Genomic DNA, 25,707 nt, shown 5'->3' on the forward strand with positions numbered 1-25,707 from the left:
CAAAACATCCATGCTTATGATATACCAGAACTAGGCGATTGCCCGGGTGGCCGGGCAGAGGCACTTGAATCCAAGGAGAGATTGAGGATGAAAAAGGAATCCAAAAGTTTGCTGTGGGGTATTTTGGCCGGTAGTGTGGTAGGTTCAGTGACAGCGCTGCTGTTCGCTCCTAAACCAGGCAAAGAGCTGCGTAAAGATATTGCGGAAGGTACCACCGGAGCCATTGATAAAGTGCAGGATGTCGCCGGGCAGGCCGGAGACAAAGGCGCGGAGCTGTACGGCAAAGCCAAAGAGGCGGTAGAAACTGTTGTAACCGAAGTCAAGGAATGGAGCAAGCAGTACATCCATACCGATGAGGAAGAAAAGTTTATCACTCTTAGCGGAAAAGCAGTTGAAGAAGCAGAAGCCGTATCGGACGCTGCGGAAGCCGCCCTTGAAGAGGCTGCTGCTGGCAGCGATGAATCCGCTTCGGAGATTGAAGACGTTCTGGAGGATGAAGTAAAGGATGACAAAGGCAACGGTGAGATCGCCTGACTTCACGGGATAGGCCATCCTCAGGGAATCCTAATGATATACGCGCTTCCGGCCAAGAGCCGCTTTTCGCAACGTGGCGGAAGGTGGCTCTTGGCGGCTGGAACAACAGTGGAATATTGGGCTGGACACCGGAGATGATCAATGCTTCTCTTGAACTGTAACGGCAAAAGGAGTATTATCTGCAATTGGGGCTGAAGGCCAGGTACACTTTGTTTAAGCCTTACATAAGCTACACAAAACAAGTAAAAGGAAGCGGTGTGTTCGTGCAGCAAGCTATAGCAATATTGGACTCGGGTGTGGGGGGACTTACGGTTGTCAAAGAAGTAATGAGACAGCTCCCGCGGGAGAAAATCATCTATTTTGGAGATACTGCCCGCGCCCCTTACGGACCCCGTTCAACCGAGGAAGTGAAACTGTTCACCGAGCAAATCGTGGACTATCTAATTCAATTTAATCCTAAAATGATCGTTATTGCCTGCAATACTGCAACTGCGGCAGCTCTTGACTATATCTCTGCCAAGGTGTCCATTCCTGTCATCGGAGTCATCCATCCCGGTGCCCGTGCGGCGATCAGCGCAACCAAAATAGGCCAGGTCGGCGTAATTGGCACCATCGGCACCATTAAGAGCGGAGCCTATACCGCAGCGCTTCAGGAGTTGTCTCCGTTTGTCAAGGTAGTCAGTCAGGCCTGCCCGGCGCTTGTCCCTTATGTCGAGCAGGGGTTGTTCCGCACGGCGGAGAGCGAAGCGGCGGTGGCGGATTCGCTCAACGGGATCAAGTATGAACCCATTGATACACTGATTCTGGGCTGTACCCACTATCCGTTCCTGGTAGATCCGATTGGCAAGGTCATGGGACCCGGTGTTAAGCTGATCAGCTCCGCGGATGAAACTGCGCGGGAGATCAGCACGATCCTATATGACAAAGGTAAGCTTGCCCGCGGGGATGAAAGTCCGATTCATCAATTTTTCTGCAGCGGAGATGCCGAGATGTTCCAGCGGATCGCCCGCGACTGGCTTGGAGAACAGATCAAGCGCACTCCCGTTGTGTGGCAGGTATCTTCGTTATAGGCTTTGCTGTGAGGAAACAATAGGGACAATCCCTCGGATTCGGAAATTTCAGCATCGAAGGCGTTCATGATAGACCGGGAGGTATCACTCCGGGTCTTTTTTTTAAATGTAAGAATTTATAGGCTTCACGCTATAAATTATCCTTCTATTTCTCGCTGAAACGGATACCGTCCTTTTGAGGACGGCGAAGCCGTTTCCACTTGCTGTATAGGAAATTATACAATACAAAAAAATGCGGACTTCGTAACCTCCAAGACCTTATTCACCTGCCAGGGTGATTTTGTCCTGCACAGTGAATATTTGCGATACTTCAGGATTCAGTGTATGCGTTTACATTTATTTTTGCGGAAGGGGTGAACTGTGCTCATTTCTTTCATGCAGGGCAGTAGGGGCTGCATACAATAGGGTTGAGGGCTGTGTCCCGTTGTCTCCGCGGGTATTGTCCGCCCGGGCGGCAGGGGATGACGGCAACTAGAGGGCCGAGAGGATGAGACATATGCAGCAATATATTGCCCGCAGGGGAGATACCGTTAGCCGAATTGCCGCCAGGCATGGACTTACACCGGAGCATGTAATTCAAGGAAACCCATGGGCCGGCAGGCAGCCTTATTTATATCCGGGCCAAATCCTGTTTCTGCCTTCCGCTCCGCGCAGACGTTATTCTGTACAGGAGGGGGATGACGCCGGGTTGATCGCCGCCTTATTTGATGTGAGCATAGATGAGCTTGAAATGCTGAATCCCGGAGTGACCTCAGGCCGCTGCTGCATACCGGGCAAAGTGCTGGTTATTCCTCCGGCGGCTTCGCGGTCAGTAGTGTCTGTACGCAGCGAATATGGTCCGGATGATGTCGAGCAGGATATCGGCAAGCTGGTGGCAAAGTACCCGTTTGTTACAAGGGGCAGCATCGGCGCAAGTGTGCTCGGCAAGCCGCTCCACCTGCTGCGGATAGGCAGTGGGCCCCGTCACCTCCACGTAAACGCTGCACTGCATGCCAACGAGTGGCTGACCTCGCCGTGCCTGATGTCGTTCATCGAACAATATGCCGCTGCGTATGATGCAGGCAGGGATTGGCACGGCCACCGTCCCGAAGAGTGGCATAAGCATTGGACCTTGTGGGCAGTACCTATGGCTAATCCGGATGGGGTGGAGCTGGTGCAGGAGGGGGTACTGCCCGGCCAGCCCCACTATGAGGAGCTGCTGCAATGGAATTGCGGGCGGCGGAGCTTCCGGCATTGGAAGGCTAACATCCGCGGGGTAGACCTGGGCGATCAGTTTCCGGCCCACTGGGAAGAGGAACAGGCGCGCCGGGGAGTGCCGGGTCCTGCCCCGCGGGACTACAGCGGACCGGCGCCGCTCAGTGAGCCGGAAGCCGCCGCGCTGGCGGCGCTGGCGGAGCAGTATCCCGGTAATGCAGCCGTATCCCTGCACAGCCAGGGCGGAGAGATCTACTGGAACTACCGGGGATATGAGCCGCCGGAGAGCAAAGGCTGGGCGGCAAGCCTGGCAGCGGCGAGCGGCTACCGGGCCGTTGAGCTGAGCGGCAGCGATGCCGGTTATAAGGACTGGTTCATTCAGCGCTTCCGGAAGCCGGGCTTCACGGTGGAGCTGGGCAGCGGCAAAAATCCGCTGCCGCTGGCTGATTTTGAAGACATGGCGCTGGAAACCGGGCTTATTTTGGGTGCTATACTCTCAAATTTGAAATAAAAATGAAACAAACTCTGTAAATTTGCGTAATATAACAGCAAAGGGTACGGCCGCAGTCATTCCTATACGTGCTTTGCGGCTGAATCCTTTTTTGTGGAGATAACTGATTAAGCCCTGTCCAACATTATCCCAGTGTCTGGATTCAATATATTACCTACATCATTATTAGGAGGACCGTCATGAAATTCAGAAAACTGCTTTCGCTTAAACAATGGTCCCATATCTTCCGTAATTCCTGGCAGTATGTCATTTCTCCCAATGTAACGATAGGGGACAAGCTGCTGTTCACCATACCGGTGCTGCTCTACTGGGTGCTTCCTGATTTTATGCCGTTTCTGCCGATTGACGACATTGGTGTGACGATGCTGCTGATGGGCTGGTTTGTATCGCGGATGGACCGCAAATATCCTGCTCTGAAGAGCGGAAGATGAATTTTTAGAGAATCTTTATACGCCGCATTCTGATCTATTTCGCCGATATGGTTGCTTTTACAGGTTACTTTCCTTAAAATAAATTATTGAGTATTTAAATTTAAGATGCCTGGGAGATGGATGAGGATGAACGTCAAAATTACCCGCAATGCGGCTAAAGTGATAAAGAAAACAATGGAGCTTGAAGGCAACAGCGAGCTCAAGCTGCGCGTAGCCATTACCCATGCTCACGGTGACCATGCCCACTACGGTCTGGATTTGGACACGCCTAAAGAGAATGATGTGGTAGTATCCACGGACAAGGAGATCGATGTTATTCTCGATCCGAACCAGCCGCTGCTGGATGGCGTGAAGATTGATTACCTGTATTTCCCTGAAGAAGGTTTTGTCATCACTAATCCGTCTAAAGGAAATCATGGCGATCACTAAACGTTCGCCCGTACCTTACGGACATAAAGAAGGGTTGCTTTATGGCTAACGAAATACAAATTTGCGATCAATGCAATTACACGAGAATGAAAAGCATTCTTCCCAAGCTGCGCAAGATGGCTCCCGATGCGGAGATCAAGATTGGCTGCAAGTCCTACTGCGGACCTTGCGGCAAGCGGGCCTTTATCTATATCAATGGCCGTTACATCAGTGCTCCGACTGAAGATGAGGTGCTGGCGAAAGCTGCAGCCTTTGTTAAACAGCCGGCAGTTAAGGAATAACTCCGTCATATATCACGAGGGGTGGCAATCGAACGGTTGTTTAGCCGACCCATTGCCACCCACAACAAGATTCGCCTCCGCTGACAAGCGGGGGCTTTTTACTTTCGCAAATTTGCAGAGGTGTCCTCTTCGGTTATTGCGGGACCTTTCCGGTTCTGCCGATCCGCTCAGGTTCTGCCTGGTTTGGGTACCGGGGAGGCACATGGTATAATGAACCTGTTGTCTAAACTGATCTATACATAGGAGGGAATGATACTGTATGAAGCATCTTACCGACGGAACGATTCTGAATAATGGGGTTGTCATGCCCTGGTTTGGTCTCGGCACTTACAAAGCAGAGGGCGAGGAGGTCGCTAAGGCCGTCACGACCGCTCTTGAGCTGGGTTACCGGAGCATAGACACCGCAGCGGTATACGGCAATGAAGAGGAAGTGGGCCGGTCGATAGCCGCCAGCGGCGTAGACCGGGACAGCCTGTTCGTGACCACAAAGGTATGGAACAGTGATCAGGGCTATGATACGACCCTGCGGGCTTTTGAGACCAGCAGCAAGAAGCTGGGACTGGATGTGATCGACCTTTATTTGATCCATTGGCCGGGCAAGGATAAATATAAAGAGACTTGGCGTGCACTGGAGCGCCTTAATCAGGAAGGCCGCGTCCGGGCGATCGGAGTCAGCAATTTCCAGATCCATCATCTGCAGGAATTGCTGAAGGACAGTGACACAGTGCCTGTTATCAATCAGGTGGAGCTGCATCCGCGGTTTATCCAGAAGGAGCTGCATGATTTCTGCGCGCAGCATCACATTCAGATCGAAGCGTGGGCCCCGCTGATGAAAGGCAGACTGCAGGAGAACGAGCTGCTGAAGAACATCGCGGACAAGCATGGCAAGACCGTATCACAGGTTATTCTGCGCTGGGGACTTCAGAGCCGTATCGTGATTATTCCGAAGTCGGTCACTCCGTCCAGAATTAAGGAGAACAGCGAAATCTTTGATTTCGAGCTGTCGCAGGAGGAATTGGCTGCAATCAGCGGATTGGACGCCGGGGAGCGGATCGGCACCGATCCGGATAAACTGTTGTTCTAGGGAGTCCAGCATCTTTAACACAAAAAACGAGGCTGTTCCAAAAGCCATGAACTGGCTTATAGGAATAGCCTTGTTAGAAATATCTAAAAAAACCGGGCAGCAATCCATCCGTTACTGGAGGAGCGCTGCCCGGTTTTCTTGTACAGTCTGTGAGACTGCACCGTATCGTAATCAGCTTTGAGGGTTGCGCGGTGGGAGCGGCCCAAGGTATTGATAATACTGGCATTCGATCCGCCCGTTATACAGCTTGCGGCGCTTGTCCGCCTTGCGGCCGTACAATTGCTCGAATTCTTTCGACGGGCTGATGGCGAAGAAGGACCATGTCGGGAGGTACAGCATCATTTCGCCGAACTGGCGGGTCAGGCGTTCGACTTCCTTGTCGTTGCTGAGCCGTTCGCCGTAAGGCGGATTGGTAATGATGCAGCCGTATTCGCCTTCCGGCCGTGCCTTCGCGGCAGCGATGTTCTTGAAGGTGATTTCACCGGCGAGACCGGCGCTTTTGGCGGCGGCTTCAGCAATTTCAATCGCCGCAGGATCAATGTCGCTGCCGGTCAATTGCAGCGGATAATCATCGCGAACGGCGTCGAAGGCTTCCTCGCGGGCTTCCTCCCACAGACGTTTCGGGATTTCCGGCCAATGCTCGGAAGGGAACGAACGCCGCAGTCCCGGCGCGATGTTCCAGGCGATCATCGCCGCTTCAATCAGCAGCGTGCCTGAGCCGCAGCAAGGATCGTACAGCGGACGGTGGCCGTTCCAGCGGCTGAGCTGGATCAGGGCGGCTGCCATTGTTTCCTTCAGCGGCGCTTCTGTAGCCTGACGGCGGTAGCCGCGTTTGTGCAGCGCCGGGCCGGTCGTGTCCAGCGTGATCAGGGCGATATCATTCAGCAGAATCATCTCAACCACATAACGCGGTCCATTTTCCGGGAACCATTCCGTACGGTACGAAAGCTTCAGCTTCTCGACGATGGCTTTCTTGACAATCCCCTGGCAGGCGGGTACGCTGGTAAGCTGGGATTTATGCGAGCGGCCTTCCACAGGGAATTCCCCATTCTCAGGAATCCAGTCCTCCCAGTCGATCGCTTTGACGCCTTCGAACAGGTCATCGAAGGTTTTGGCCGGAAACTGGCCCATTTTAACGAGTACACGGTCTGAGGTGCGCAGCCATAAATTGCAGCGGCAGATGTCGATGTAATCTCCGCTGAACAATACCCGTCCGTTCTCGACGGTGGTCTCATAACCCAGTTCGTTTAATTCGCGTGCTACTACAGCCTCAAGCCCCATGGGGGCGGTGGCGATCAATTGTAATTTGCCCAAATGCTCTCAACTCCGTTTAACTTGTAGATGGTAACGCAATGCCAGTACAATAAGGTAAGTTACCGGAAGGCGATACAGCGTATTGCCGGCATCCTAAATATGCGCCTCGTCAAGGACGGCGCAGCTGATCCTTCTAAGTATAGGGGAATGCGCGGGACTTCACAACATGAACTAAAGGAGAATACATATGCCTAACCAAGAAGAATACAGCGAACAGCTTTATACAGAGGATGAGCTGCTGCTTGAAGTGAAGAAAGCAATCGCCGGGAACCACATGCCTGAGGTATCCATCGCTCCGGGTTATGGACGGCTGCTCACCATGCTGGTGGGCCTGTCCCGTTCAAGGAACATTCTGGAGATCGGCGCGCTTGGCGGGTACAGCGGCATCTGCCTGTGCCGCGGACTAGCGGACGGCGGAAGCCTGACTTCGCTTGAGCTGAAGGCCGAATATGCCGGACTGGCCGAGCGCCACCTGCAGCAGGCCGGATTCGGCGATACGGTGGAATATAAAATCGGCCCTGCGCTGGACAGCCTGAAGCTGCTCGAAGCGGAGGGGCGGACTTTTGATTTCTTTTTCATTGATGCGGACAAGGAGAATTACCCGAATTATCTCGAATATGCGATCAGGCTGGCCTCGCCGGGTGCAGTCATCGCCGGGGATAATATCTTCCTGCGCGGCCGCACCTTGAACACGGACAAGAACGGACCCGCCGTGCAGGCGATGCGCCGTTTCAACGAAATGATAGCATCTGATCCACGCCTGAATAGTACACTGCTCCCCGCCTATGACGGACTGGCTTTGGCGGTAGTAAAGTAAACACCGGATTTGCGCTTAGGGTACCTGACGGGATTGTTTCCTGCGCTAGCGGAATAGCCGCGGCTCCGTATTCTTATACAGCTTGAGCCGTACCCAGACGGTATTGATCAGCAGGAAGCAGCCGGAGATGATGAACAGGCCCTCAATGCCGATATAGCCCGACAGAAATCCGCCGATCACCGCTCCCAGCATATTGCCAAGGGCCAAGGTACTGCTGTTGAAGCCGAAAGCCCGGCTCTCCTTGCCGTCAGGCGTATAGGAACGGATAAGTGCATTGACGCTCGGGAGCAGCCCCCCCATGAAGACGCCCATCAGGAAACGGACAATAATCAGCTGCCAGACGCTGGTTACAAAAGCCTGCGGGATCAGGAACAGCGAAGCTCCGATCAGTGCGAAGGTTAAGATCCGGTGGGCGCCGATTTTGTCGCTCAGCTTGCCCAGTACCGGTGAGGCCAGCATATTAGAGATGCCGGTAACCGCGCTGACCATTCCTGCCCAGAAGGCGATGTTCACAGCGGAGCCGTGCAGCTTCTCCACATACAAGGGCAGCAGCGACATCGGGCTGATCATTGCAAACTGCAGCAGAAAGGTAACGCCGAACAAGGCCGGAAGCTGCGGAACCTTGGCCAGCTCCTTGAAGCCTTCCATTACGGAAACCTGCGGAACCTGCGCAGCCTCGACCCGGTCAAATTTCTCTTTGACCAGGAACAAGGCCAGCAGCGAGGCGACGAACAGCAGCGCCCCGACGACATAGAAGATCGGGCGGAACCCGATCCAGTCAGCCAGCGCCCCGCCGATCAGCGGTCCCAGAATAGTACCGGCAACCGACCCGGACTGCATCAGCCCCATGGCGAAGCCCATCCGGGGTTTAGGTGTCGTTCCCGAGACGAGCGCGATGGAGGCCGGGTTGAAGCCGGAGATGGTTCCGTTCAGCAAACGGAGCAGCAGCAGCTGCATTGGAGACTGCGCAAATCCCATCAGTACAATGACGATAGCCATGCCGAAGCTGGAGCGCAGCAGCATAATTTTGCGGCCGTATTTGTCGGCCAGCTTGCCCCACAACGGCTGGAACAGAAATGAGGTCAGAAAGTTTGCGGCAAAAATAAGCCCGGCCCACATTCCGATTGCATGATCACCCTGCACTCCCAGATCTTTGGCAAGATAAAGGGACAGGAACGGGGTAATCATGGTCATCCCGGCATTTACCAGGAATTGGCCAAACCAAAGCACCATGAGGTTGACTTTCCATGTCTCCCAATTCTTCAAAGTGCTTTCACTTCCTTTCAGAGGATTCAAAGAGAAAATATTCACGAAAAATTGACATTCTATCAGTATATCATAGTTTTTTGGCTGGACGGTGCAACACTTGTCATAGTAATGTCATGGGATTGTCATTCCATGAAGGGTGGAATGGTTGTTACCTACTTTTAAAAAGGGCATAATAAGTTATATGTGTTTACAAATAACCTATCAAATCTAATGGAGATCTTATCATGACCTACAACGACACTTTTATCCGTGCCTGTAAGAAGCAAGAGACGGACCATGTTCCCGTATGGTACATGCGCCAGGCCGGACGTTATGATCCAGAGTACCGTAAAATCAAGGAGAAATACTCGCTGCTGGAAATCTGCAGCCAGCCTGAGCTTGCAGCGGAAGTAACTCTGATGCCTGTACGCAAGCTGGGCGTGGATGCGGCGATCCTCTATTCCGACATTATGAATCCGGTGGCATCGCTTGGCGTGAAATTCGACATCGTCAAGAATATCGGACCGGTAATCGAGAATCCGATTGCCTCCGCAGCCGATGTGGACAGACTGAAGCCGATTGATGTAGAAGGGGATCTCAGCCACATTCTCAAGACCATTGCCATATTGGACAAGGAGCTGGAGGTGCCGCTGATTACCTTTGCAGGCGCGCCGTTTACCATTGCCAGCTATCTGATCGAAGGCAAGCCTTCCAAGAGCTATCACCGCACGAAAGAGATGATGTTCAGCCAGCCCCGGGTCTGGGAGAAGCTGATGGAGAAGCTGGGAGATATGGTGATCGCCTATCTGCGTGCCCATGTCCGCAGCGGCGGCAAAGCGTTCCAGCTGTTCGACAGCTGGGTAGGGGCTCTAGCTCCCCGTGATTTTGAACAATATGTCCTGCCAACCATTACGCGTATTTTTGCCGAACTTTCGGATCTCGATGTACCTAAGATCTATTTTCCCGGCGTAAGCTCCGGCGAACTGCTGCCAACCCTAACGAATCTTAAGGCCGATGTCATCGGAGTCGACTGGCGTGTGAGCCTGAGTGAAGGCAGACGAAGAACAGGCGGAAGATTTGCCATTCAGGGTAATCTGGACCCTTATCTGCTTACAGCACCGATGGAGGTACTGAAGGAGCGGGCCAAGGAACTGGTTGATGAAGGCATCCGGGAGCCGGGGTATATTTTCAACCTGGGTCACGGCTTATTTCCCGAGGCTTCTCTGGACACGCTAAGGGAGTTGACTGAGTATGTGCACGAGTACTCGGAGCAGGCGCTGAAGGAAGCTGCACAGCCAAGAGCTTAGGATGAACAGCAGATTGCAGAGTATGGACATTATTCGTAAAAGGGGATGGAATCTGTGACAGCAAAAATCGGAGTTCTCGTGATGTCATACGGCACGCCTGAAAGTTTGGAGGGCGTAGAGGCTTATTACACCCACATCCGGCGCGGCAATGCACCTTCAGCCGAGCAGCTGAAAGAACTGAAGGACCGCTATGAAGCCATTGTCGGCGGGGTCTTCCCGCTTAGAGAGAACACGGACCGGCAGGTGGAGGCTTTGCAGGAGGCGCTCAACAGCGGCCACGGCGGTGAGGATGTTCAATATATGTGTTATCAGGGGCTTAAGCATGCGCATCCGTTTATCGAAGACGGTGTTGAAGCTATGGCGCGGGATGGCATCACCCAGGCGGTCGGGATTGTACTTGCCCCCCATTATTCGGTAATGAGTGTAGGAACCTACATTAAACGTGCCAAGGAAAAAGCTGAAGCCAGCGGAGTCAACATGGAATTTGTGGAGAGCTATCATCTGCATCCCGAGCTGATTGATGTGCTCAGCCGCAGAGTGTCAGCCAAGCTTGACCTCTTTGAAGAGACCGGCGCCGCCCGGGATGAAGTTCGTGTATTGTTCAGCGCCCATAGCTTGCCTGAACGGATTCTGGCCATGGGCGACCCGTACCGGGATCAGCTGCTGGAAACGTCAAAAGCCATCGCTGAGCAGGCCGGTGTAACCTCCTGGCAGTTTACCTGGCAAAGCGCGGGCAGAACGTCTGAGCCTTGGCTGGGCCCGGACATTCTGGATACGCTGCGTGAGCTTGGCGAAGCTCAGGTGAAATACGTGCTGTCGGCCCCGATCGGTTTTGTTTCCGACCATTTGGAAGTGCTGTATGACCTCGACATTGAGGCGCAGGCACTGGCTTCGGAACTGGATCTGCGGCTGATGCGCACCGATTCGCTGAACAGTGACCCGGCCTATATGTCGGTCCTAAGCGATGTGGTGCGCACAAAAGCCAGTCAACTGAAGGTGAACCAGTCATGACGGGTTCACCCCGTAAGGTAGTCATCATCGGCGGAGGCCTCAGCGGCCTCAGCGCCGCTTTTTACGTTCGCAAACACTACCGGGAAGCCGGCGTACAGCCGGATATTGTGCTGATCGAGAAGGATAAGGTGCTGGGAGGCAAGATCGAAACATTGCAACGTGACGGCTTCGTCGTTGAGAAAGGGCCGGATTCTTTTCTGGCCCGCAAAACGGCCATGAGCGATCTGGCCAAGGAACTGAAGCTTGATCATGAGCTGGTCACCACCAATCCGAATGCCAAAAAGACGTACATACTGCAGCGCGGCAAACTCCACCCGATGCCGGCGGGGCTCGTTCTAGGCATTCCTACAGAGCTGAAGCCGTTCCTGAAGAGCGGGCTTGTGTCGTTCAGCGGCAAAATGCGGGCGATGCTGGACTTCGTTCTTCCGCCGCGCCGGAGCAGCGAAGATGAATCGCTCGGCCAGCTGATTGAGCGCCGTCTTGGCACTGAGGTGCTGGAGAATATGACCGAACCTCTGCTTGCCGGTATATATGCCGGAGATATGCGCAAGATCAGCCTACAGGCAACCTTCCCCCAGTTTGGTGAGGTGGAACGCCAATACGGCAGTCTTATCCGCGGGATGACTACGGGCCGCAAGCCTGTCGAGACGCATACCGGCACCAAAAAAAGCGCCTTCCTGACCTTTCGCAAAGGACTGCAAAGTATGGTTCATGCCCTGATTCATGAACTGCATGATGTGGAGCAGCGTACCGGAACAGGCGCCGCCCGTATTACCGTCTGCTCTTCTGCAGCTGAATCCGGTCCGCGCTACGCGGTAGAGTTGGATAACGGCGAAACGCTGCTGGCTGACGATATATACGTCACCGTGCAGAATTTTGCTGCCGCTGAGCTGCTCCGCCCCCATGTGGATGTGTCCGCACTGGATAACGTCAACTATGTATCGGTAGCCAATGTGGTAATGGCCTTTGCCAAGAAGGATATCGTTACGGAATATGACGGCTCGGGGTTCCTTGTTCCCCGTAAGGAAGGGCGCAATATTACTGCCTGCACCTGGACTTCTACCAAATGGCTGCATACAAGCCCTGAGGACAAGGTGCTGCTGCGCTGTTATGTCGGCCGTTCAGGCGATGAACAGAATGTTGAGCTGCCGGATGAGGCGCTTGCTGAGCTGGTGCGCAAGGATCTGCGGGAAATTATGGGAGTGGGCGCACAGCCGCTCTTCACGGAGATTACCCGGCTGAAGCATTCCATGCCGCAGTATCCGGTCGGCCATCCCGGCCGTATCGCAGGGCTGCGCAGTGAGCTATCGCAGAAGCTCCCGGGCGTCTACGCTTTTGGCGCCGGCTATGATGGCATCGGGATGCCTGATTGCATCAAACAGGCCAAGGAGACGGCTGAAGCCGCAGCCGGAAGCTTGAACAAGCAGCCCACACCTGTGGGCGCATCCATAGGTTAGAACCAAACGGTGAAGCGGAGGTGGTGGCGCTTCACCGTTTTTTTTTATGGAATTCCCGCCCGGCTATTTTGGAGGGAGCAGCATGAGTTATGTTATAATAGAACCAATTTAAAGGCAAAGGGGATTGTTTGTACCCATGTATCCGCCGAGATCACGCACACGACAGAACAATAAGCGCAGCCCTAAACGCCGGCGCAGAAGGGTTTGGGCGTGGACCAACGTAAGTTTGCTTTTGTTGATGACCGCTATGCTAACCTATTATTTTATTGGAGATCACGACAAAGAGAATGCTGCCCCGCCACCGCCGTCAGAGGCGGTAGTTTCGCCCTCACCGGACGCAGTGACACCTGAGCCTGAAGCTACGGCGACCGTAACTCCTGAGGTCACAGCTAGTGCTGAACCTACTCCAGAACCCTCTCCAGAGGCTTCACCGACACAGGAGAATATAGCAGAGGCAACGCCGTCCCCCGAGGCTAGCAGAGCTCCAGAGACTGCAATAGGTTCCGGAGACGATGGAGATGGCGGAGATGGCGGCAAGAATACCGGCGATGCGGTTTCCGGGTTGCCGGAGAATGCCGGGGACACAGTTACGCTGAATTTTGCCGGGGACGTCATTTTTGCCGGCAAGGTCGGGGAACTGCTCCAGAAGAAAGGGTATGATTATTCCTATTCTGCCCTGAATGGAATGTTTAAGAAGGATGATCTCACCGTAGTGAATCTGGAAACACCGATTACTACGGGTGGTGTGAGCGCCGAGAACAAGCAGTTTGTGTTCAAGGGAGCGCCAGAGGCCTTGGATGCGCTGAAGTCAGCCGGTGTGGATGCGGTAAATCTTGCCAATAACCATACGCTGGATCAAGGGGAGCAAGGTCTGCTGGATACTCTGAGCAACCTCAGCAAGCGGGGGATTCCTTATGTAGGAGCAGGCGCTGACAGCAAGGAAGCTTATACGACCCAATATTTTGAGCGCCAGGGAATCCGGGTAGCCTTGCTTGGCTTCACGCGTGTTATTCCTCATACGGACTGGATCGCCGGAGCGAAGAAGCCCGGTGTTGCTTCTGTCTATGACAGCAGAGAAGGGCTGAAGGCCATCGCCGCAGCGAAGAAGAAGGCTGACTTGGTAGTTGTAGTTGTCCACTGGGGGAAGGAACGGGTTGAACAATATGATGCTACCCAGCAGGAGCTGGGACGCAGCTTTATTGATGCCGGAGCGGACCTGGTGATGGGTGGCCACCCGCATGTGCTGCAGGGGATAGAGCCGTACAAGGGCAAATGGATCGCTTACAGCACAGGCAATTTTATTTTCACACGGTCCAAGGTTCCCGCTACCTGGGAGACCGCTGTTTTTCAGGCACAATGCACTGTCAAAGGCGAGTGTTCGCTGAAACTGAGCCCGATGGACGCCGAATTAGGCCAGCCGGTGCCTATGAATGATGTGAATGGACAACTTTTGCTGAATAAAGTTCAATCCTTATCTTCAGGACTCGTAACAATCAGAAACGACGGAACCGTCGTACAAGCCGGCAAATAGGGCTAAACCAACAAGATAGTCGTAAGCAGCTCGCACCGGTACCCTGCAGAATTCAACGGGGGAATCCGGAGACAGACCATACTTCTGCTGGAGGTACTTATGATGAAAAACATGTGTGTAGCCCACCGTGGATTCTCCGGAAAAGCACCGGAGAATACGCTCGCAGCCGTTCGCATGGCGCTTGCTCTGCCTTATGTACGCTGGATGGAAATTGATGTTCAGCTCACCAGGGACGGGGTGCCAGTTGTCATCCATGATTTTACGCTGGACCGGACGACGAACGGACACGGCAAGATTAAGAACATGGATTATGAGCATCTCCGGCGCTTGGATGCGGGAAGCTGGAAAGGGCGTGCCTTCCGGGGAGAACGGGTCCCTTCGCTGGAAGAGGTGCTTGAGCTTGCTTCCGGACGGCTGCGCCTGAATATTGAACTGAAGACCAGCGGTGATATGTATCCGGGTCTGGAAAAGGCAGTCATTGACCTTGTCTCTTCCAAAGGGATGCGGGATGATGTTGTGCTGACCTCATTTGATGCCGGGGCATTGCAGCGGATCAAGGAGCTGGATCCGCGGTTTCGCACCGGTCTGATTTATGATTCCAGAACCGGTGATCCGGCCCGTAAGCTGAAGGAGCTGGACTGCTCCTTTCTGTCCATCAGCTTTGCAAGGCTGAATCCGGGGCTGGCGAAGCTGCTTGCCGAACGCGGCGTCAAAACGATGGCCTGGACGGTGAACAAGGCGAAGGAGATGCGCCGCCTGGCTGAAATGCATTCCGATATTATGATCTGTACGAACCGTCCGGATATCTGGGGCGAAACTTTTCTGAAAGCTTAAAGACATTACCAATTGACGGGAAAAGGAGCTGATTATAATGTGTGCAGATATTAATAACATATACTGCGTTGGACGCAATTATAAATTACATGCCGAGGAGCTGGGAAACCAGGTTCCGGTGGAGCCGCTGATCTTCCTGAAGCCCTCCCATGCAGCGGTATCTCTCGATAAGGCCATTATTCATCTCCCGCAGGATGCCGGACTTATTCACTATGAAGGTGAACTGGTACTGCGCATCGCGCGTGATTATGTACCGGGCATGAGCGTGGAGGAACTGGTGGATGTCATGGCGCTCGGCCTGGATTTCACCCTGCGTGACGTGCATAATGATCTGCAGAAGAAAGGTTTGCCATGGACGGCTGCCAAAGGCTTCAAGAACGCTGCTCCCCTCACCCCTTATATTGCTTTTCCCGAGCAGGAGGAGCTGGAAGCAACAGATTTCATCGTGCTGAAGAATGGCGTGGAAGTGCAGCGCGGGAATGTGAAGAACATGATTTTCTCGCTGCAAAAGATTGTTGAATTTATTGCCGCCCGCTACGGGCTTGGCAAAGATGATGTGATATTCACGGGTACCCCTGCCGGTGTAGGTCCGGTTGTTTCAGGCGATTCCTTTGAGCTGTACTGGGGCGAGAAGCTAATGGGCACCTGCCTGATCGGTTAACCTTAATCAGTCTTCGTCTTCCGGAGATTCGTCTCCGGAAGATGCTTATTCTTGCAGAAGCGGAGTTGAATCTATGTTATGGGTGATCGGTGCCTGCGGCGCTTTGCTGGTCGCCGGAGCGGCTTATGCCAAACAGTCGCTGAGCTTGTCCGGCATGCTGGCGGCGGTTGTTATGGGGACCATTTATTTTGGTGCCGGAAATGCCTTCTGGTTCGGCATCCTGCTGCTGTTCTTCATCTCTTCCAGTATGTTATCCAAACTTCACCATGAGAATAAGGCCGAACTGGAGCTGACGTATGACAAGACAGGTCGCCGGGATGCCGGGCAAGTGTTTGCCAACGGCGGAATGGGCATGCTGCTCGTCTTGCTGAATGCCATTTATCCCCTGGAGATTTGGGGATTTCTCTTTATCGGCGTAATGGCAACCGTGACCTCGGATACATGGGCCACGGAAATTGGCACGCTGTCCAAGAAACCTCCGCGGTCGGTGCTCACGGGCAAAATCCTCCAGGCGGGAACCTCCGGCGGCGTATCGCTGCCGGGCACTCTGGCCGCCGCCGCAGGCGGAGCCTTCATTGGAGTTGCCTCCTGGGCGCTCCGGGCGGCCTCCGGCATGCCGGACCATTCCTTCCTGCGGCTTGCGCTCGCCGGACTTGTGGGCGGTCTCGCCGGCGCTTTCGCCGACTCGATCCTGGGCGCTACGGTGCAGCGGATGAACCGCTGCACCAAATGCGGCCGCGAGGTGGAAGCCTCGCAGCATTGTGGTCAGCCCACGGTGTATGCCCGGGGCTGGCGCTGGATGGACAACGACGCGGTTAATGCGCTCAGTTCGGTCATCGGCGGCGCTGCCGCGCTGCTGATCGGTTTTACAGCCAGTTAGAAAGTCAATAATACAGCAATGCGCCATATAGTCAGGAGGTGAACCGGATGAGCAGTGCAGCAAATCACAAGCATACTGCCATTCTGGATGCCGCTTATGAGCTTTTCGGTTCAGGAGGTTTCTACGAGACGAAAATGTCCGAAGTAGCGGAACATGCGGGAATCGCTAAGGGTACAGTCTATTTATATTTTAAAAGCAAGGAAGAGCTGTTTATGGCTGTCACCCGCCGCGACTGCGAGGGCTTCATGCAGCAGCTTGAGCACAAGCTGGAGGACTGTACAGCTCCGACAGAGAAACTGGCGGTGATCGCAGAACATCATCTGATGTATTATTACGAGCGCAAGCAGCACACTAAGCTGTTCTTCCGGGCTCCCAACAACAACCCGGAGCTGGTGGCCTATATGGCGCTTTTTATGGAGGAATATATGCAGGCCGTGGTGAAGGTGCTCCTGGAAGGCGAGGCCTCCGAACCGGAGCTGATGGCTCAATCCTATATCGGGATGCTGGACCGGCTGAAGATGGATATTCTGTTTCAACCCTCCTTTACGGAAGAGGACGCGTATAAGCGGGCAAAATTTGCTGCGGCGCTGTTTATTCACGGGGCAATCGGCAGTCTGAATGCGGAGAATGCCTATTAAACGGCCAATAGGGTCAACTAAGGCAGCATAAATCCGGTAATGAAAATATAAGGCAAGCGAGGACAGCGTATGAATATTATGACCGTGGAACATCTTTCCAAAAGTTATGGAGAGAAAATTTTGTTCCGTGATGCATCGTTTGGTATGGATGACCGGGACAAGATTGGTGTCATCGGTGTGAATGGAACAGGCAAATCGACCTTTTTAAAAATCATCGCCGGGCTGGATACCGCCGACGAAGGACAAATCGCAATCGGCAACGGTGTGCGGGTGCAGTATTTGGCGCAGAATCCGCCCTATGAACCAGGTAATACCGTGCTGCAGCAGGTATTTGCAGGAGATGATCCTGAGCTTGCTACCATGCGTGAATATATGGAGATTATGGCCCTGCTGGAGAAGAACCCCGGCGACGCCGGACTGGAGGGCAGACTGGTGCGGATCGGGCAATCTATCGATGCCGCCGGAACCTGGCATCTGGAGAGTGAAGCCAAAACCGTGCTGACGAAGCTCGGCATCACCCGTTTTGAGGCCTTGATGGAGACGCTCTCGGGGGGGCAACGCAAGCGTGTAGCGCTCGCGGCCGCCCTGATTACACCTTCCGAGCTGCTGATTCTGGATGAGCCGACCAACCATATTGATACTGACTCTGTGGCTTGGCTGGAGCAGTATCTGCAGAAGCGGCGCGGAGCGCTGCTGATGGTTACACATGACCGTTATTTCCTGGAACGGGTAGCCAGTGTCATGCTGGAGCTGGACGGAGGGCGTCTGTACCGCTATGAAGCGAACTACTCGCGGTTCCTGGAGCTGAAAGCGGACCGTGAGGAGCGGGAAGCGTCGGCCGAGCAGAAGCGCAAGAATCTGCTGCGCACAGAGCTGGCCTGGATTCGCCGCGGAGCCAAAGCACGGTCCACGAAGCAGAAAGCACGAATCGACCGCTTTGAGAAGTTGAAGGAAAGCCAGGGCGGCGCTTCGGCTGGAGCAATGGATATTTCCGTGGCTTCGACCAGGCTGGGCCGCAAAATCATTGAAATGAAGGATCTTACCAAAGCGCTGGACGGCCGGACACTGATTAAAGATCTGACTTATATCGCCGTACCGCAGGACCGTGTAGGGATTGTCGGTCCGAACGGCAGTGGTAAGTCGACACTGCTTAACCTGATTGCCGGCAAACTTCAGCCGGACAGCGGCGAGGTTCAGCTGGGTGCGACGGTCAAACTGGGTTACTTTACACAAGAGCATCAAGATATGGACGACACCATGCGGGCGATCGAATATGTAAAGGAAGAGGCGGAGATCATCCGCACCGCTGACGGCAGCGTCATAACGGCCGGACAGATGCTGGAGCGTTTCCTGTTCCCTCCGGCAATGCAGTGGACGCCCATCTCCAAGCTGTCCGGCGGCGAGAAAAGACGCCTCTACCTGCTTCGTGTACTAATGGGGGCGCCCAACGTGCTGCTGCTGGACGAGCCGACCAATGACCTGGATATCGGGACGCTCGCCGTTCTGGAGGATTATCTGGACGAATTTCCCGGCGTAGTGTTCACTGTATCACATGACCGTTATTTTCTGGACCGTACGGTGGATAAGCTGATCGCCTTTGAAAACGGGCAGATCCGGCTGCATGTCGGTGACTACAGTGAATATGAGGAGTGGCTGGCGAAGAACGTTACTGTCCGCAGTGATAATGGCAAAGACGAAGCAGCAGGTGCGGGCAAACGCAGTTCTGCCCCGGAGCAGAGCCAGAATGCACAGACCTCCCCTCCAGCCCGGGAGAAGCTGAAGTTTACCTTCAAGGAACAGCGGGAATATGAGGGGATCGACGAGCAAATCGAGCTGGCGGAGCAGCATCTGGTAGATATAACCGCGCAGATGGAAGCCGCTTTTGCCGACTCTGGTCGGCTGCAGGAGCTTGTAAACCAGCAGCGGCAAGGCGAAGCAGAGCTGGAACGCCTGATGGAGCGCTGGACGTATCTGAACGAGCTGGCAGAGCGAATCGCCGGCAAAGCTTAAGATCCGGGATCAGGTAAGAGAATAAGATGAACATACAAAGCAAGCCGACTTCCGTTGCTAACGGAGGTCGGCTTGCTTTTTGATATGCGGCTATGAAAGTTTATCGTTTCATTTTACAGAGGATAAATTCTCTTAACCTATGTAGTCTATCACCCGCTCCAATTGCGCTGGCCGTAATACAGTAATAAGGAGGAGGAGATGTGATGCTGAGAATATCCCAGACTTCCAGTGAGCTGAAGGCTTTTATTGCTGCTGCCGAAATGGCTTGGTTTAATGTGTATGATTCTGCCAATGACAACAGAGTGATTATCGTAGACGGAACAGAGTATAAGCAATTGCCGCTGAGATTCAGCACAAGGGCTAAGGTGATAGCTTATTTCCGGCGCTACTGGGGAATTGCGATGAGCAACAGGATGTTCTGCAATTTGTTTACGGTAACAAGAAACAACAGGCTTTACGTGATCGTGGGCGATACTGGGGTGATTCCATCCATTCCCAGGAGAATTCGAGTAACAAGCCGGACTGCAACGAGAATCAGAGTTACAGCTATTTTGTCCATCGACGAAACAACGGATGAAGAGATCGAAAGGGTTCGTTACCTGATTGCCAAATCGGGGGAAAGGCTTTCGATTCTGAACCGGGATAAAAAGAATACGGATCCGCGTTATCTACCATGTCGGTAAGGGAGTTGATGTTATGCCAAGAATAACTCAGTCTGTCAGAGAATTGAAAAGGTTTATAGAAAATGCGGAGTCGGTTTGGGTTGAAGTGTTTTACTCGGCTGATACTAACAGAGTAATCATTGTGGACGGAAGGGAATATTTACGGCTGCCGCTGAGATTCAGTACAAGAGCCAAGGTGCTAGCTTATTTCAGAAGATATTGGGGTATTGCTTTGAGTAATAGAATGTTCTGTAATCTGCTCACTGTGACAAGAAATGGAAGATTGTACGTGATTGCAGGAGATACAGGCCCCCTGCCGTACTATCCCCGGAGACTTCGGGTTACGAGTCGTACATCAACTAGACTTAGGGTTACAGCCAACCTGTCCTTTGACGTAGATACAGATGAAGGAACTGAAATCATCCGTTACCTGATCGCCAGGTCCGGGGAGCGGCTCACGATTCTGGACCGGAGTAATAAATTCGGCGATCCAAGGTATCAACCCTGCCGGTAAAATGGATTAAAATTGATTTGCACAATAAAAAAACAGGCTCAGTCCGATTCCGCTGACGGAGCCTGCCTTCATGTTTTAAATTGCTAATCGGTCTATTAGCCCCCGGCCACGGCAATCATCTGCACCACCGGACGCGAATCGCCGGTCAATACAGCCTCGTCGGCGTTCATCTGCGAGGAGCCGTCACCGTCAAGGAAGATGCCTTCCCTGCCTTCTCCGGGAACATGTTGCAGTACGGCTGTGCGGAACTCTTCCGCCGTACTGAGCGTTGGAGTGACGATCAGCCACAGCTTGCCTGCACTATCGTAGACCAGGCCGGAGCGCATCCGCTGCTCATCGGCATTAGGAAGATGTTCTGCGGCAGCAGACAACGTCCACAGCTCTTCATGCTGCAAATTCATGCTGATCCCGCCCTGTGCCCAATAGTTGGAGCGGTCACTGACCTCCAGTTCATCGCCGGAAGAAACAACCTGCACCGACAGCTTGCCGCTTGCGCCATCCCAAACCATCGTTCCACGTGCGTATTTGGCATTGAACCAGCCGGAGCCGTAGGCTCCCCGGGCTCCGCTTGACGGATTATCATTCATTATCGCTATCGACAGGAGATCGGTCCCATAGAAGAAGCCGCCGTTAATGCCATATGCGGCGATTTGCCGCAAGGGGGCACCGGCGGGGCGCAGGACAATATCTTCCGGTGCCAGCGACATCATGTGCAGCTGAACCTTGCCCGAAGTTTCCGCCTCCAGATAGGAGTAGGCATGAGGGAGGCCGTCAAAGACCTCCGCAGGCTGTATATCCGGTTTAGCCATTATAATGGCTATCACCGTAATCAAGATAAGCATGAGCAGCACCGCAACGGCAATCAGCCAGTGTTTGAGCCGTAAAATCCGCTGCAGCTTGCTGCCGGTTTCAGTTTGTACCGACATAAGCGGCGAGCAGCTTGGCCGTATTGAGCACAGCCTGCTTGTGCGTACGCTCCATGGAGTGTGATGCATGCACGCCCGGGCCGATCAGCGCAGCGCGGATGTTGTTGCCGCCCCTTAACGCAGCGGAGGCATCGGAACCATACTGCGGATAGATATCTACCGCGAACGGAATGGCCAGACTGTTCGCCAGATCGATCAGGCGGCCGGTCATGGCATAGTCGTAAGGGCCGGAGGAGTCCTTTGCACAGATGGACACATCGGTCTCCTTGCAGCTCAGGTCATCACCCATGGCGCCCATATCGACGGCGATGAACTCGCTGATCTCTCCGGGGATCCAGGCGGTTCCGTGTCCGACCTCTTCATAATTGGAGATCAGCAGGGAGAGATTGTGCAGCGGCTTCCAGCCTTCGCGTTTCATGCTTTCCAGCAGGCCGAGCAGAGCGGCCACACTGGATTTGTCATCCAGATGACGGGATTTGATATAACCGCTCGGTGTAATTACTGCGCGGGCATCAAAGGAGATGAAGTCCCCGACGGCAATGCCAAGCTTCAGTACTTCATCCTTGGTAGAGACGAGTTCGTCGATGCGAATCTCCATATTCTCCTCTACGCGTTTGAAATCGCGCGCATCCGGATAGACATGGACCGAAGGATGGCTGGTCAGAATGGTGCCGGTGTAGGTCAACCCGGTACGGGTATGTATGACGCAGTATTCATTCTCAATGCTGCTCATGGTAAATCCGCCGACAGAAGTGAGGCGAAGCGTGCCATTCGGTTTAATGGAGCGTACCATAGCGCCTAAGGTGTCCACATGGGCGCTGATACCGATGGTGCGCGAAGGATCAAGGCCGGGGACGGTCAGAATAACGCCACCCTTTTCGTTCCAGCTTAGAGGCACGTTCAAGGCTGCTGCTTCTTCGGCCACAAGATTCATGACCTGGGCCGTGAATCCGCTGGGGCTTGGAGTATCCAGCAGTTTTTTGAGAATAGAGAGAATATAGTCTTCATTAGGCTGAATGGTAAGCAAGGTTAAGCCCTCCTGTTCATGATTAAGGAATAGAGACCTAGTGTTGAGTAGTGTGTTCTGCGGAAAGGGTGTCATGCTGTGTACCCAGAGAGTCCAGCGGGCTGCCTGCGTCACGCAGCTTGTTTAGCTCTGCTGTCAGTCCTTTAATCTGCTTCTGCAGCTTATACTGGCGGAAAATGCCGTAAGAACCGACGACGACTCCACCGATCAGCGCACAGCCCAGAATGACGAGAATGAGCGGGATGCTGACAACATCAAAACCGAAATTAACCGGTACCGTATCGACGTTCATGACTGCGAACACAGCAGTAAGCAGAGCGAAGAAAAGACCGAGAATAAGCGACCATTGCAATTTCATATGATTTCCTCCTAGACGGTATGACAATATAAATCCCTCGCCCGCAAAGGGCAAGGGATTAATGTAATACTAAGCTTTCTGCCTTATTTGGTCAACTGTTCCATTTGCTCAATCACGCTTTCGAACACGCTCATAGCTTCGCGGATCGGTTCAGGAGAAGACATGTCTACTCCGGCTTTGGACAGAATGTTGATCGAATAGTCACTGCCGCCGCTCTTTAGGAAGCCAAGGTAGCGGTCCACCGCCGGTTTGCCTTCTTCAAGAATCTGCTTCGCAAAGCTGGTTGCAGCCGAGAAGCCGGTAGCATATTTGTAGACGTAGAAGCTGTTGTAGAAATGCGGAATCCGTGCCCATTCCATTTCGATATCTTTGTCCACAACCATGTCTTTGCCATAGTATTTGACGTTAAGGTCATAGTACACAGCCGAAAGATCCTGCGGAGTAAGCGATTCGCCGTCTTCCGCGCGCTGGTGAATGATTTTCTCGAACTCGGCGAACATCGTTTGCCGGAATACTGTAGTCCGGAACTGGTCGGCGTAATAGGTAAGCAGGTACATTTTTTCTTTCGGATCGGTCGACTTGTTCAGCAGATAATCCATCAGCAGCGCTTCGTTGGTTGTGGAAGCCACTTCCGCAAGGAAAATGGTGTACTGTGCATCCCGGTATTTCAGCGTATTGTCCGAATAGTAGGAGTGAAGGGCGTGGCCCATTTCATGCGCTAGCGTGAACATGCTGTTCAGGTTGTCGTTATGGTTCAGCAGCACATAAGGATGGGTGCCGTAGGAACCCCAGCTGTAGGCGCCGGTGCGTTTGTTCTCATTCTCGTAAACATCGATCCAGCCATTGTCATAGCCTTCCTGCAGCACACTCAGGTAATCTTCGCCGAGAGGCTTCAGGCCTTCTTTGGTGATTTTCTTGGCTTCTTCAAAGGTAATGTCCAGCTTATATTCGTCCACAAGCGGAGCGAACAGGTCATACATATGTAACTCGTCAACCCCGAGCAGCTTTTGGCGCAGCTTCATGTAACGGTGCATCAGCGGCAGGCTTTCGTGAATGGTGTCGATCAGGTTGGTATATACCTCTTTTGGAATGTTGTCACCGTACAGCGACATTTCCAGAACGGACGGATACTTGCGCACACGTGAGTAGAATACGTTCTTATTCACATTTGCGCTAAGGGTGGAGGCAATGGTGTTTTTTTGCTTGCCGTAAGTTTCATAGACTGCCTTAAAAGCATTCCGCCGCACTTCGCGGTCAGGGCTCTCCAGGAACTGGATATAGCTGCCGTGTGTCAGCTCTACTTCCTTGCCTTCTTCATTCTTGACCTTGGGGAACTTCAGATCTGCATTGTTCAGCATGCTGAAGATCGTCTGCGGTGCCTGGGAGATATTGCCGACCTGGGCGAGCAGGGCTTCTTCCGCTTTGGACAGGACATGCGCCTTTTCGCGCTTCATTTCCGTCAAAGTGAACGTGTAAGCCGACAAGGATGGATCAGCAATGAACCGGTCCAAAGTCTCATCCGGCAGGGACAGAATCTCAGGTGTTACAAAAGAGAGAGCTTCTCCGGCTTCGACACTAAGCTTTTTCGCTTTTTGGGTAAGTGCCTGATAGGTTGGGGCAGCCGTATCTTCATCCTGACGCATATGCGCATATACATAGAGGCGTTCAGTCAGCAGCGACAGCTGGTCATCGAGCTCGAAGCAGGCTTTAAGCTTGTCGGAAGAATCAAGCTTTCCCTGAAAATCAGCGGTTTTCTTAATCAGCTCTTTAACTTCAGCGTATTCTGCATCCCATTCCTCCTGTGAAGCAAACATATCTTCAAGCTTCCAGCGGTTCTCGGCGGGCACTTCACTTCTCTTCAATAATTGTTCCATAGAAATCCTCCTTGAATGATGGGATGTAGTAGGCATAATCTTCTGCGGCGCAGCTGAAGCGGAATAGTTGCCCGGCAGCAGGCTGAACGCAAGCAGAAGCGGCAGGGATTTGGCGCGAAAGGACATACTGCAGCCTCCTAGATCTTAAAGTCGGCTTAGTATGCCCTGCCAAATTCTGATTATTAACGCTTAAGCACAATTTACAGAAGTTATGCCAACAAGCTATAAATAATGAAGACAAAAGCCATGGCAATCAGGATTACGGCAGTCAGGGCCATGCCGCGCTTCATGCGCGGCGGCATCTTGTCCCTGCCCATAATCAGCACAGCTCCAAGGCATAGAACAACGACTACATATATTACAAGATTCTCGTTATCCATGTCCGGTTATACCTGCTTGAAGGCAGCGATGATATTCTTGTATTCTTCTTCATTATCTTTATAGGATTCTTTGTTGAACCGGTTGTTGACCCATTGCATCATGGCCGGACGGCTCATAAAGGTATGCGTTTCTTCTCCCCATTGATCAGAAATTTCACGGAGAATAATATAGCGTCCCTGAACCTCGACAGTCATCATGTTCCACTTGTCTGTTTTGTATATTTCATGTTTTTTGATCATTATCATTACCACCCTGGCGATTTTTGGCTTTTGGCTCAATGATAACGCACCGGGGAAGGGAAAAGCAAATGAAATCACTAATATAGGAAATTCATGGATTGCTTTGCAGGAATAGTTGGGTTATAATGTAAGCATACGCCATATATGGCGCTATTTTTAGGAGGTTGTTCATTTGAAAGGTACAGTAAAATGGTTTAACGCAGAAAAAGGTTATGGTTTCCTTCAAGTAGAAGGCGGCGAAGATGTATTCGTTCACTTCTCAGCAATTCAAGGCGACGGTTTCAAGACTTTGGACGAAGGTCAAGCAGTTGAATTCGATATCACTGACGGTAACCGTGGTCCTCAAGCAGCTAACGTAGTTAAATTATAAGAAACGGCCGGACAGTTCAGCTGTCAGCCACAATATATATTTGATTTATGGCAAAGCACTTGCAAGAGTGGTAACCATCAACTTACAAGACACACAGTTCTTTCGGGAACTGTG

General features: G+C 52.9%; 28 protein-coding genes. 20 read left to right on the plus strand and 8 right to left on the minus strand.

All coding sequences use genetic code 11. The features are described from left to right. Positions 1–87 precede the first annotated feature (87 nt). From ACQ76X_RS29595 to ACQ76X_RS29625, 7 genes are all read left to right on the plus strand, one after another. Positions 88–534 (plus strand): YtxH domain-containing protein, encoded by a 447-nt coding sequence (locus tag ACQ76X_RS29595; protein WP_438497352.1) that lies wholly within the window; start codon positions 88–90, stop codon positions 532–534. A 263-nt stretch (positions 535–797) separates the two neighbouring features. Continuing rightward, on the plus strand, positions 798–1,604 hold the full coding sequence (gene racE, locus ACQ76X_RS29600) for a glutamate racemase (protein ID WP_438497354.1): 807 nt from the start codon (positions 798–800) through the stop codon (positions 1,602–1,604). A gap of 496 nt (positions 1,605–2,100) precedes the next feature. Next, on the plus strand, positions 2,101–3,309 hold the full coding sequence (locus tag ACQ76X_RS29605) for a M14 family zinc carboxypeptidase (RefSeq protein WP_438497374.1): 1,209 nt from the start codon (positions 2,101–2,103) through the stop codon (positions 3,307–3,309). A gap of 179 nt (positions 3,310–3,488) precedes the next feature. Next, positions 3,489–3,740 (plus strand): hypothetical protein, encoded by a 252-nt coding sequence (locus ACQ76X_RS29610; RefSeq protein ID WP_038589573.1) that lies wholly within the window; start codon positions 3,489–3,491, stop codon positions 3,738–3,740. Between the two features lie 126 nt (positions 3,741–3,866). After that, on the plus strand, positions 3,867–4,169 hold the full coding sequence (locus ACQ76X_RS29615; protein ID WP_038589576.1) for a HesB/IscA family protein: 303 nt from the start codon (positions 3,867–3,869) through the stop codon (positions 4,167–4,169). Positions 4,170–4,210: 41 nt separating this feature from the next. Then, positions 4,211–4,450: a DUF1450 domain-containing protein gene (locus ACQ76X_RS29620; protein ID WP_038589579.1), complete on the plus strand. Its 240-nt coding sequence runs from the start codon at positions 4,211–4,213 to the stop codon at positions 4,448–4,450. A 259-nt stretch (positions 4,451–4,709) separates the two neighbouring features. Next, positions 4,710–5,534 (plus strand): aldo/keto reductase, encoded by an 825-nt coding sequence (locus tag ACQ76X_RS29625; protein WP_038589582.1) that lies wholly within the window; start codon positions 4,710–4,712, stop codon positions 5,532–5,534. Positions 5,535–5,705: 171 nt separating this feature from the next. Here the strand turns inward: ACQ76X_RS29625 and ACQ76X_RS29630 are convergent, their stop codons facing one another. Next, on the minus strand, positions 5,706–6,848 hold the full coding sequence (locus ACQ76X_RS29630) for a THUMP domain-containing class I SAM-dependent RNA methyltransferase (protein WP_076112288.1): 1,143 nt from the start codon (positions 6,846–6,848) through the stop codon (positions 5,706–5,708). A gap of 187 nt (positions 6,849–7,035) precedes the next feature. Here ACQ76X_RS29630 and ACQ76X_RS29635 point away from each other — a divergent pair, with 187 nt between their 5' ends. Further along, positions 7,036–7,665, plus strand: a complete 630-nt coding sequence (locus ACQ76X_RS29635; protein ID WP_438497355.1) for an O-methyltransferase — start codon at positions 7,036–7,038, stop codon at positions 7,663–7,665. A gap of 45 nt (positions 7,666–7,710) precedes the next feature. Here ACQ76X_RS29635 and ACQ76X_RS29640 read toward each other — a convergent pair whose 3' ends face one another. Then, complete coding sequence (locus ACQ76X_RS29640; protein ID WP_038589591.1) at positions 7,711–8,931, minus strand: MFS transporter; 1,221 nt, start codon at positions 8,929–8,931, stop codon at positions 7,711–7,713. 227 nt (positions 8,932–9,158) lie between these two features. Between ACQ76X_RS29640 and hemE the strand changes: the two genes are divergently transcribed. The 11 genes from hemE (at position 9,159) to ACQ76X_RS29695 (ending at position 20,418) form a co-directional block, all read left to right on the plus strand. Next, positions 9,159–10,220, plus strand: coding sequence for a uroporphyrinogen decarboxylase (hemE, locus tag ACQ76X_RS29645; RefSeq protein ID WP_438497357.1), 1,062 nt, complete (start codon positions 9,159–9,161; stop codon positions 10,218–10,220). Between the two features lie 54 nt (positions 10,221–10,274). After that, positions 10,275–11,231 carry a ferrochelatase gene (gene hemH / locus ACQ76X_RS29650; protein ID WP_438497359.1) on the plus strand — a complete coding sequence of 319 codons (957 nt, stop codon included), beginning with the start codon at positions 10,275–10,277 and terminating at the stop codon, positions 11,229–11,231. Then, positions 11,228–12,688, plus strand: a complete 1,461-nt coding sequence (gene hemG / locus ACQ76X_RS29655) for a protoporphyrinogen oxidase (protein WP_438497361.1) — start codon at positions 11,228–11,230, stop codon at positions 12,686–12,688. The genes hemH and hemG overlap by 4 nt, the downstream gene beginning before the upstream one ends. A gap of 136 nt (positions 12,689–12,824) precedes the next feature. After that, positions 12,825–14,219 (plus strand): CapA family protein, encoded by a 1,395-nt coding sequence (locus ACQ76X_RS29660; RefSeq protein ID WP_438497362.1) that lies wholly within the window; start codon positions 12,825–12,827, stop codon positions 14,217–14,219. Positions 14,220–14,321: 102 nt separating this feature from the next. Next, positions 14,322–15,053 (plus strand): glycerophosphodiester phosphodiesterase, encoded by a 732-nt coding sequence (locus tag ACQ76X_RS29665; RefSeq protein ID WP_341097624.1) that lies wholly within the window; start codon positions 14,322–14,324, stop codon positions 15,051–15,053. A gap of 37 nt (positions 15,054–15,090) precedes the next feature. Continuing rightward, on the plus strand, positions 15,091–15,714 hold the full coding sequence (locus ACQ76X_RS29670) for a fumarylacetoacetate hydrolase family protein (RefSeq protein ID WP_438497363.1): 624 nt from the start codon (positions 15,091–15,093) through the stop codon (positions 15,712–15,714). 73 nt (positions 15,715–15,787) lie between these two features. Further along, positions 15,788–16,594, plus strand: a complete 807-nt coding sequence (locus ACQ76X_RS29675; protein ID WP_342439547.1) for a DUF92 domain-containing protein — start codon at positions 15,788–15,790, stop codon at positions 16,592–16,594. 47 nt (positions 16,595–16,641) lie between these two features. Next, entirely contained in the window at positions 16,642–17,232 is a 591-nt protein-coding gene (locus ACQ76X_RS29680) for a TetR/AcrR family transcriptional regulator (protein WP_438497364.1), read from the plus strand. Between the two features lie 69 nt (positions 17,233–17,301). Next, positions 17,302–19,242, plus strand: a complete 1,941-nt coding sequence (locus ACQ76X_RS29685) for an ABC-F family ATP-binding cassette domain-containing protein (RefSeq protein ID WP_438497365.1) — start codon at positions 17,302–17,304, stop codon at positions 19,240–19,242. Between the two features lie 203 nt (positions 19,243–19,445). After that, positions 19,446–19,925, plus strand: a complete 480-nt coding sequence (locus tag ACQ76X_RS29690) for a DL-endopeptidase inhibitor IseA family protein (protein ID WP_438497366.1) — start codon at positions 19,446–19,448, stop codon at positions 19,923–19,925. A gap of 13 nt (positions 19,926–19,938) precedes the next feature. Beyond that, positions 19,939–20,418 carry a DL-endopeptidase inhibitor IseA family protein gene (locus tag ACQ76X_RS29695; protein WP_438497367.1) on the plus strand — a complete coding sequence of 160 codons (480 nt, stop codon included), beginning with the start codon at positions 19,939–19,941 and terminating at the stop codon, positions 20,416–20,418. Positions 20,419–20,513: 95 nt separating this feature from the next. Here ACQ76X_RS29695 and ACQ76X_RS29700 read toward each other — a convergent pair whose 3' ends face one another. The 6 genes from ACQ76X_RS29700 to ACQ76X_RS29725 form a co-directional block, all read right to left on the minus strand. Then, positions 20,514–21,344: a hypothetical protein gene (locus ACQ76X_RS29700; RefSeq protein ID WP_438497368.1), complete on the minus strand. Its 831-nt coding sequence runs from the start codon at positions 21,342–21,344 to the stop codon at positions 20,514–20,516. Further along, positions 21,328–22,371, minus strand: a complete 1,044-nt coding sequence (locus ACQ76X_RS29705) for a M42 family metallopeptidase (protein WP_438497369.1) — start codon at positions 22,369–22,371, stop codon at positions 21,328–21,330. Before ACQ76X_RS29705 ends, ACQ76X_RS29700 begins: the two co-directional genes overlap by 17 nt. Before the next feature lie 37 nt (positions 22,372–22,408). Further along, the gene (locus ACQ76X_RS29710; RefSeq protein WP_438497370.1) at positions 22,409–22,729 is read right to left on the minus strand and encodes a LapA family protein; all 321 of its coding nucleotides are present in this window, start codon (positions 22,727–22,729) and stop codon (positions 22,409–22,411) included. An 83-nt stretch (positions 22,730–22,812) separates the two neighbouring features. Then, positions 22,813–24,603 carry an oligoendopeptidase F gene (gene pepF / locus ACQ76X_RS29715; protein WP_438497375.1) on the minus strand — a complete coding sequence of 597 codons (1,791 nt, stop codon included), beginning with the start codon at positions 24,601–24,603 and terminating at the stop codon, positions 22,813–22,815. Positions 24,604–24,812: 209 nt separating this feature from the next. Continuing rightward, the gene (locus ACQ76X_RS29720) at positions 24,813–24,983 is read right to left on the minus strand and encodes a hypothetical protein (RefSeq protein WP_179091794.1); all 171 of its coding nucleotides are present in this window, start codon (positions 24,981–24,983) and stop codon (positions 24,813–24,815) included. A gap of 6 nt (positions 24,984–24,989) precedes the next feature. Next, positions 24,990–25,223 carry a hypothetical protein gene (locus tag ACQ76X_RS29725; RefSeq protein WP_036702226.1) on the minus strand — a complete coding sequence of 78 codons (234 nt, stop codon included), beginning with the start codon at positions 25,221–25,223 and terminating at the stop codon, positions 24,990–24,992. 172 nt (positions 25,224–25,395) lie between these two features. Between ACQ76X_RS29725 and ACQ76X_RS29730 the strand changes: the two genes are divergently transcribed. Beyond that, positions 25,396–25,593, plus strand: a complete 198-nt coding sequence (locus ACQ76X_RS29730; RefSeq protein WP_019911834.1) for a cold shock domain-containing protein — start codon at positions 25,396–25,398, stop codon at positions 25,591–25,593. Positions 25,594–25,707 lie beyond the last annotated feature (114 nt).

Origin of the sequence: Paenibacillus sp. IHBB 3054, assembly GCF_051594305.1 — a bacterium.
GTDB lineage: Bacteria > Bacillota > Bacilli > Paenibacillales > Paenibacillaceae > Paenibacillus_AQ.

Excerpts from the sequence above, each read along its gene's own strand:
- ACQ76X_RS29660 (WP_438497362.1), top strand. The coding sequence starts at position 12,825 with ATGTATCCGCCGAGATCACGCACACGACAGAACAATAAGCGCAGCCCT.
- ACQ76X_RS29615 (WP_038589576.1), top strand. The coding sequence starts at position 3,867 with ATGAACGTCAAAATTACCCGCAATGCGGCTAAAGTGATAAAGAAAACA.
- ACQ76X_RS29680 (WP_438497364.1), top strand. The coding sequence starts at position 16,642 with ATGAGCAGTGCAGCAAATCACAAGCATACTGCCATTCTGGATGCCGCT.
- ACQ76X_RS29690 (WP_438497366.1), top strand. The coding sequence starts at position 19,446 with ATGCTGAGAATATCCCAGACTTCCAGTGAGCTGAAGGCTTTTATTGCT.
- ACQ76X_RS29710 (WP_438497370.1), bottom strand. The coding sequence starts at position 22,729 with ATGAAATTGCAATGGTCGCTTATTCTCGGTCTTTTCTTCGCTCTGCTT.
- ACQ76X_RS29675 (WP_342439547.1), top strand. The coding sequence starts at position 15,788 with ATGTTATGGGTGATCGGTGCCTGCGGCGCTTTGCTGGTCGCCGGAGCG.
- ACQ76X_RS29700 (WP_438497368.1), bottom strand. The coding sequence starts at position 21,344 with ATGTCGGTACAAACTGAAACCGGCAGCAAGCTGCAGCGGATTTTACGG.
- ACQ76X_RS29695 (WP_438497367.1), top strand. The coding sequence starts at position 19,939 with ATGCCAAGAATAACTCAGTCTGTCAGAGAATTGAAAAGGTTTATAGAA.
- ACQ76X_RS29595 (WP_438497352.1), top strand. The coding sequence starts at position 88 with ATGAAAAAGGAATCCAAAAGTTTGCTGTGGGGTATTTTGGCCGGTAGT.
- ACQ76X_RS29625 (WP_038589582.1), top strand. The coding sequence starts at position 4,710 with ATGAAGCATCTTACCGACGGAACGATTCTGAATAATGGGGTTGTCATG.
- ACQ76X_RS29610 (WP_038589573.1), top strand. The coding sequence starts at position 3,489 with ATGAAATTCAGAAAACTGCTTTCGCTTAAACAATGGTCCCATATCTTC.
- ACQ76X_RS29605 (WP_438497374.1), top strand. The coding sequence starts at position 2,101 with ATGCAGCAATATATTGCCCGCAGGGGAGATACCGTTAGCCGAATTGCC.
- ACQ76X_RS29685 (WP_438497365.1), top strand. The coding sequence starts at position 17,302 with ATGAATATTATGACCGTGGAACATCTTTCCAAAAGTTATGGAGAGAAA.
- hemG (WP_438497361.1), top strand. The coding sequence starts at position 11,228 with ATGACGGGTTCACCCCGTAAGGTAGTCATCATCGGCGGAGGCCTCAGC.
- ACQ76X_RS29620 (WP_038589579.1), top strand. The coding sequence starts at position 4,211 with ATGGCTAACGAAATACAAATTTGCGATCAATGCAATTACACGAGAATG.
- ACQ76X_RS29635 (WP_438497355.1), top strand. The coding sequence starts at position 7,036 with ATGCCTAACCAAGAAGAATACAGCGAACAGCTTTATACAGAGGATGAG.
- ACQ76X_RS29670 (WP_438497363.1), top strand. The coding sequence starts at position 15,091 with ATGTGTGCAGATATTAATAACATATACTGCGTTGGACGCAATTATAAA.
- ACQ76X_RS29665 (WP_341097624.1), top strand. The coding sequence starts at position 14,322 with ATGAAAAACATGTGTGTAGCCCACCGTGGATTCTCCGGAAAAGCACCG.
- ACQ76X_RS29720 (WP_179091794.1), bottom strand. The coding sequence starts at position 24,983 with ATGGATAACGAGAATCTTGTAATATATGTAGTCGTTGTTCTATGCCTT.
- pepF (WP_438497375.1), bottom strand. The coding sequence starts at position 24,603 with ATGGAACAATTATTGAAGAGAAGTGAAGTGCCCGCCGAGAACCGCTGG.
- ACQ76X_RS29725 (WP_036702226.1), bottom strand. The coding sequence starts at position 25,223 with ATGATCAAAAAACATGAAATATACAAAACAGACAAGTGGAACATGATG.
- hemE (WP_438497357.1), top strand. The coding sequence starts at position 9,159 with ATGACCTACAACGACACTTTTATCCGTGCCTGTAAGAAGCAAGAGACG.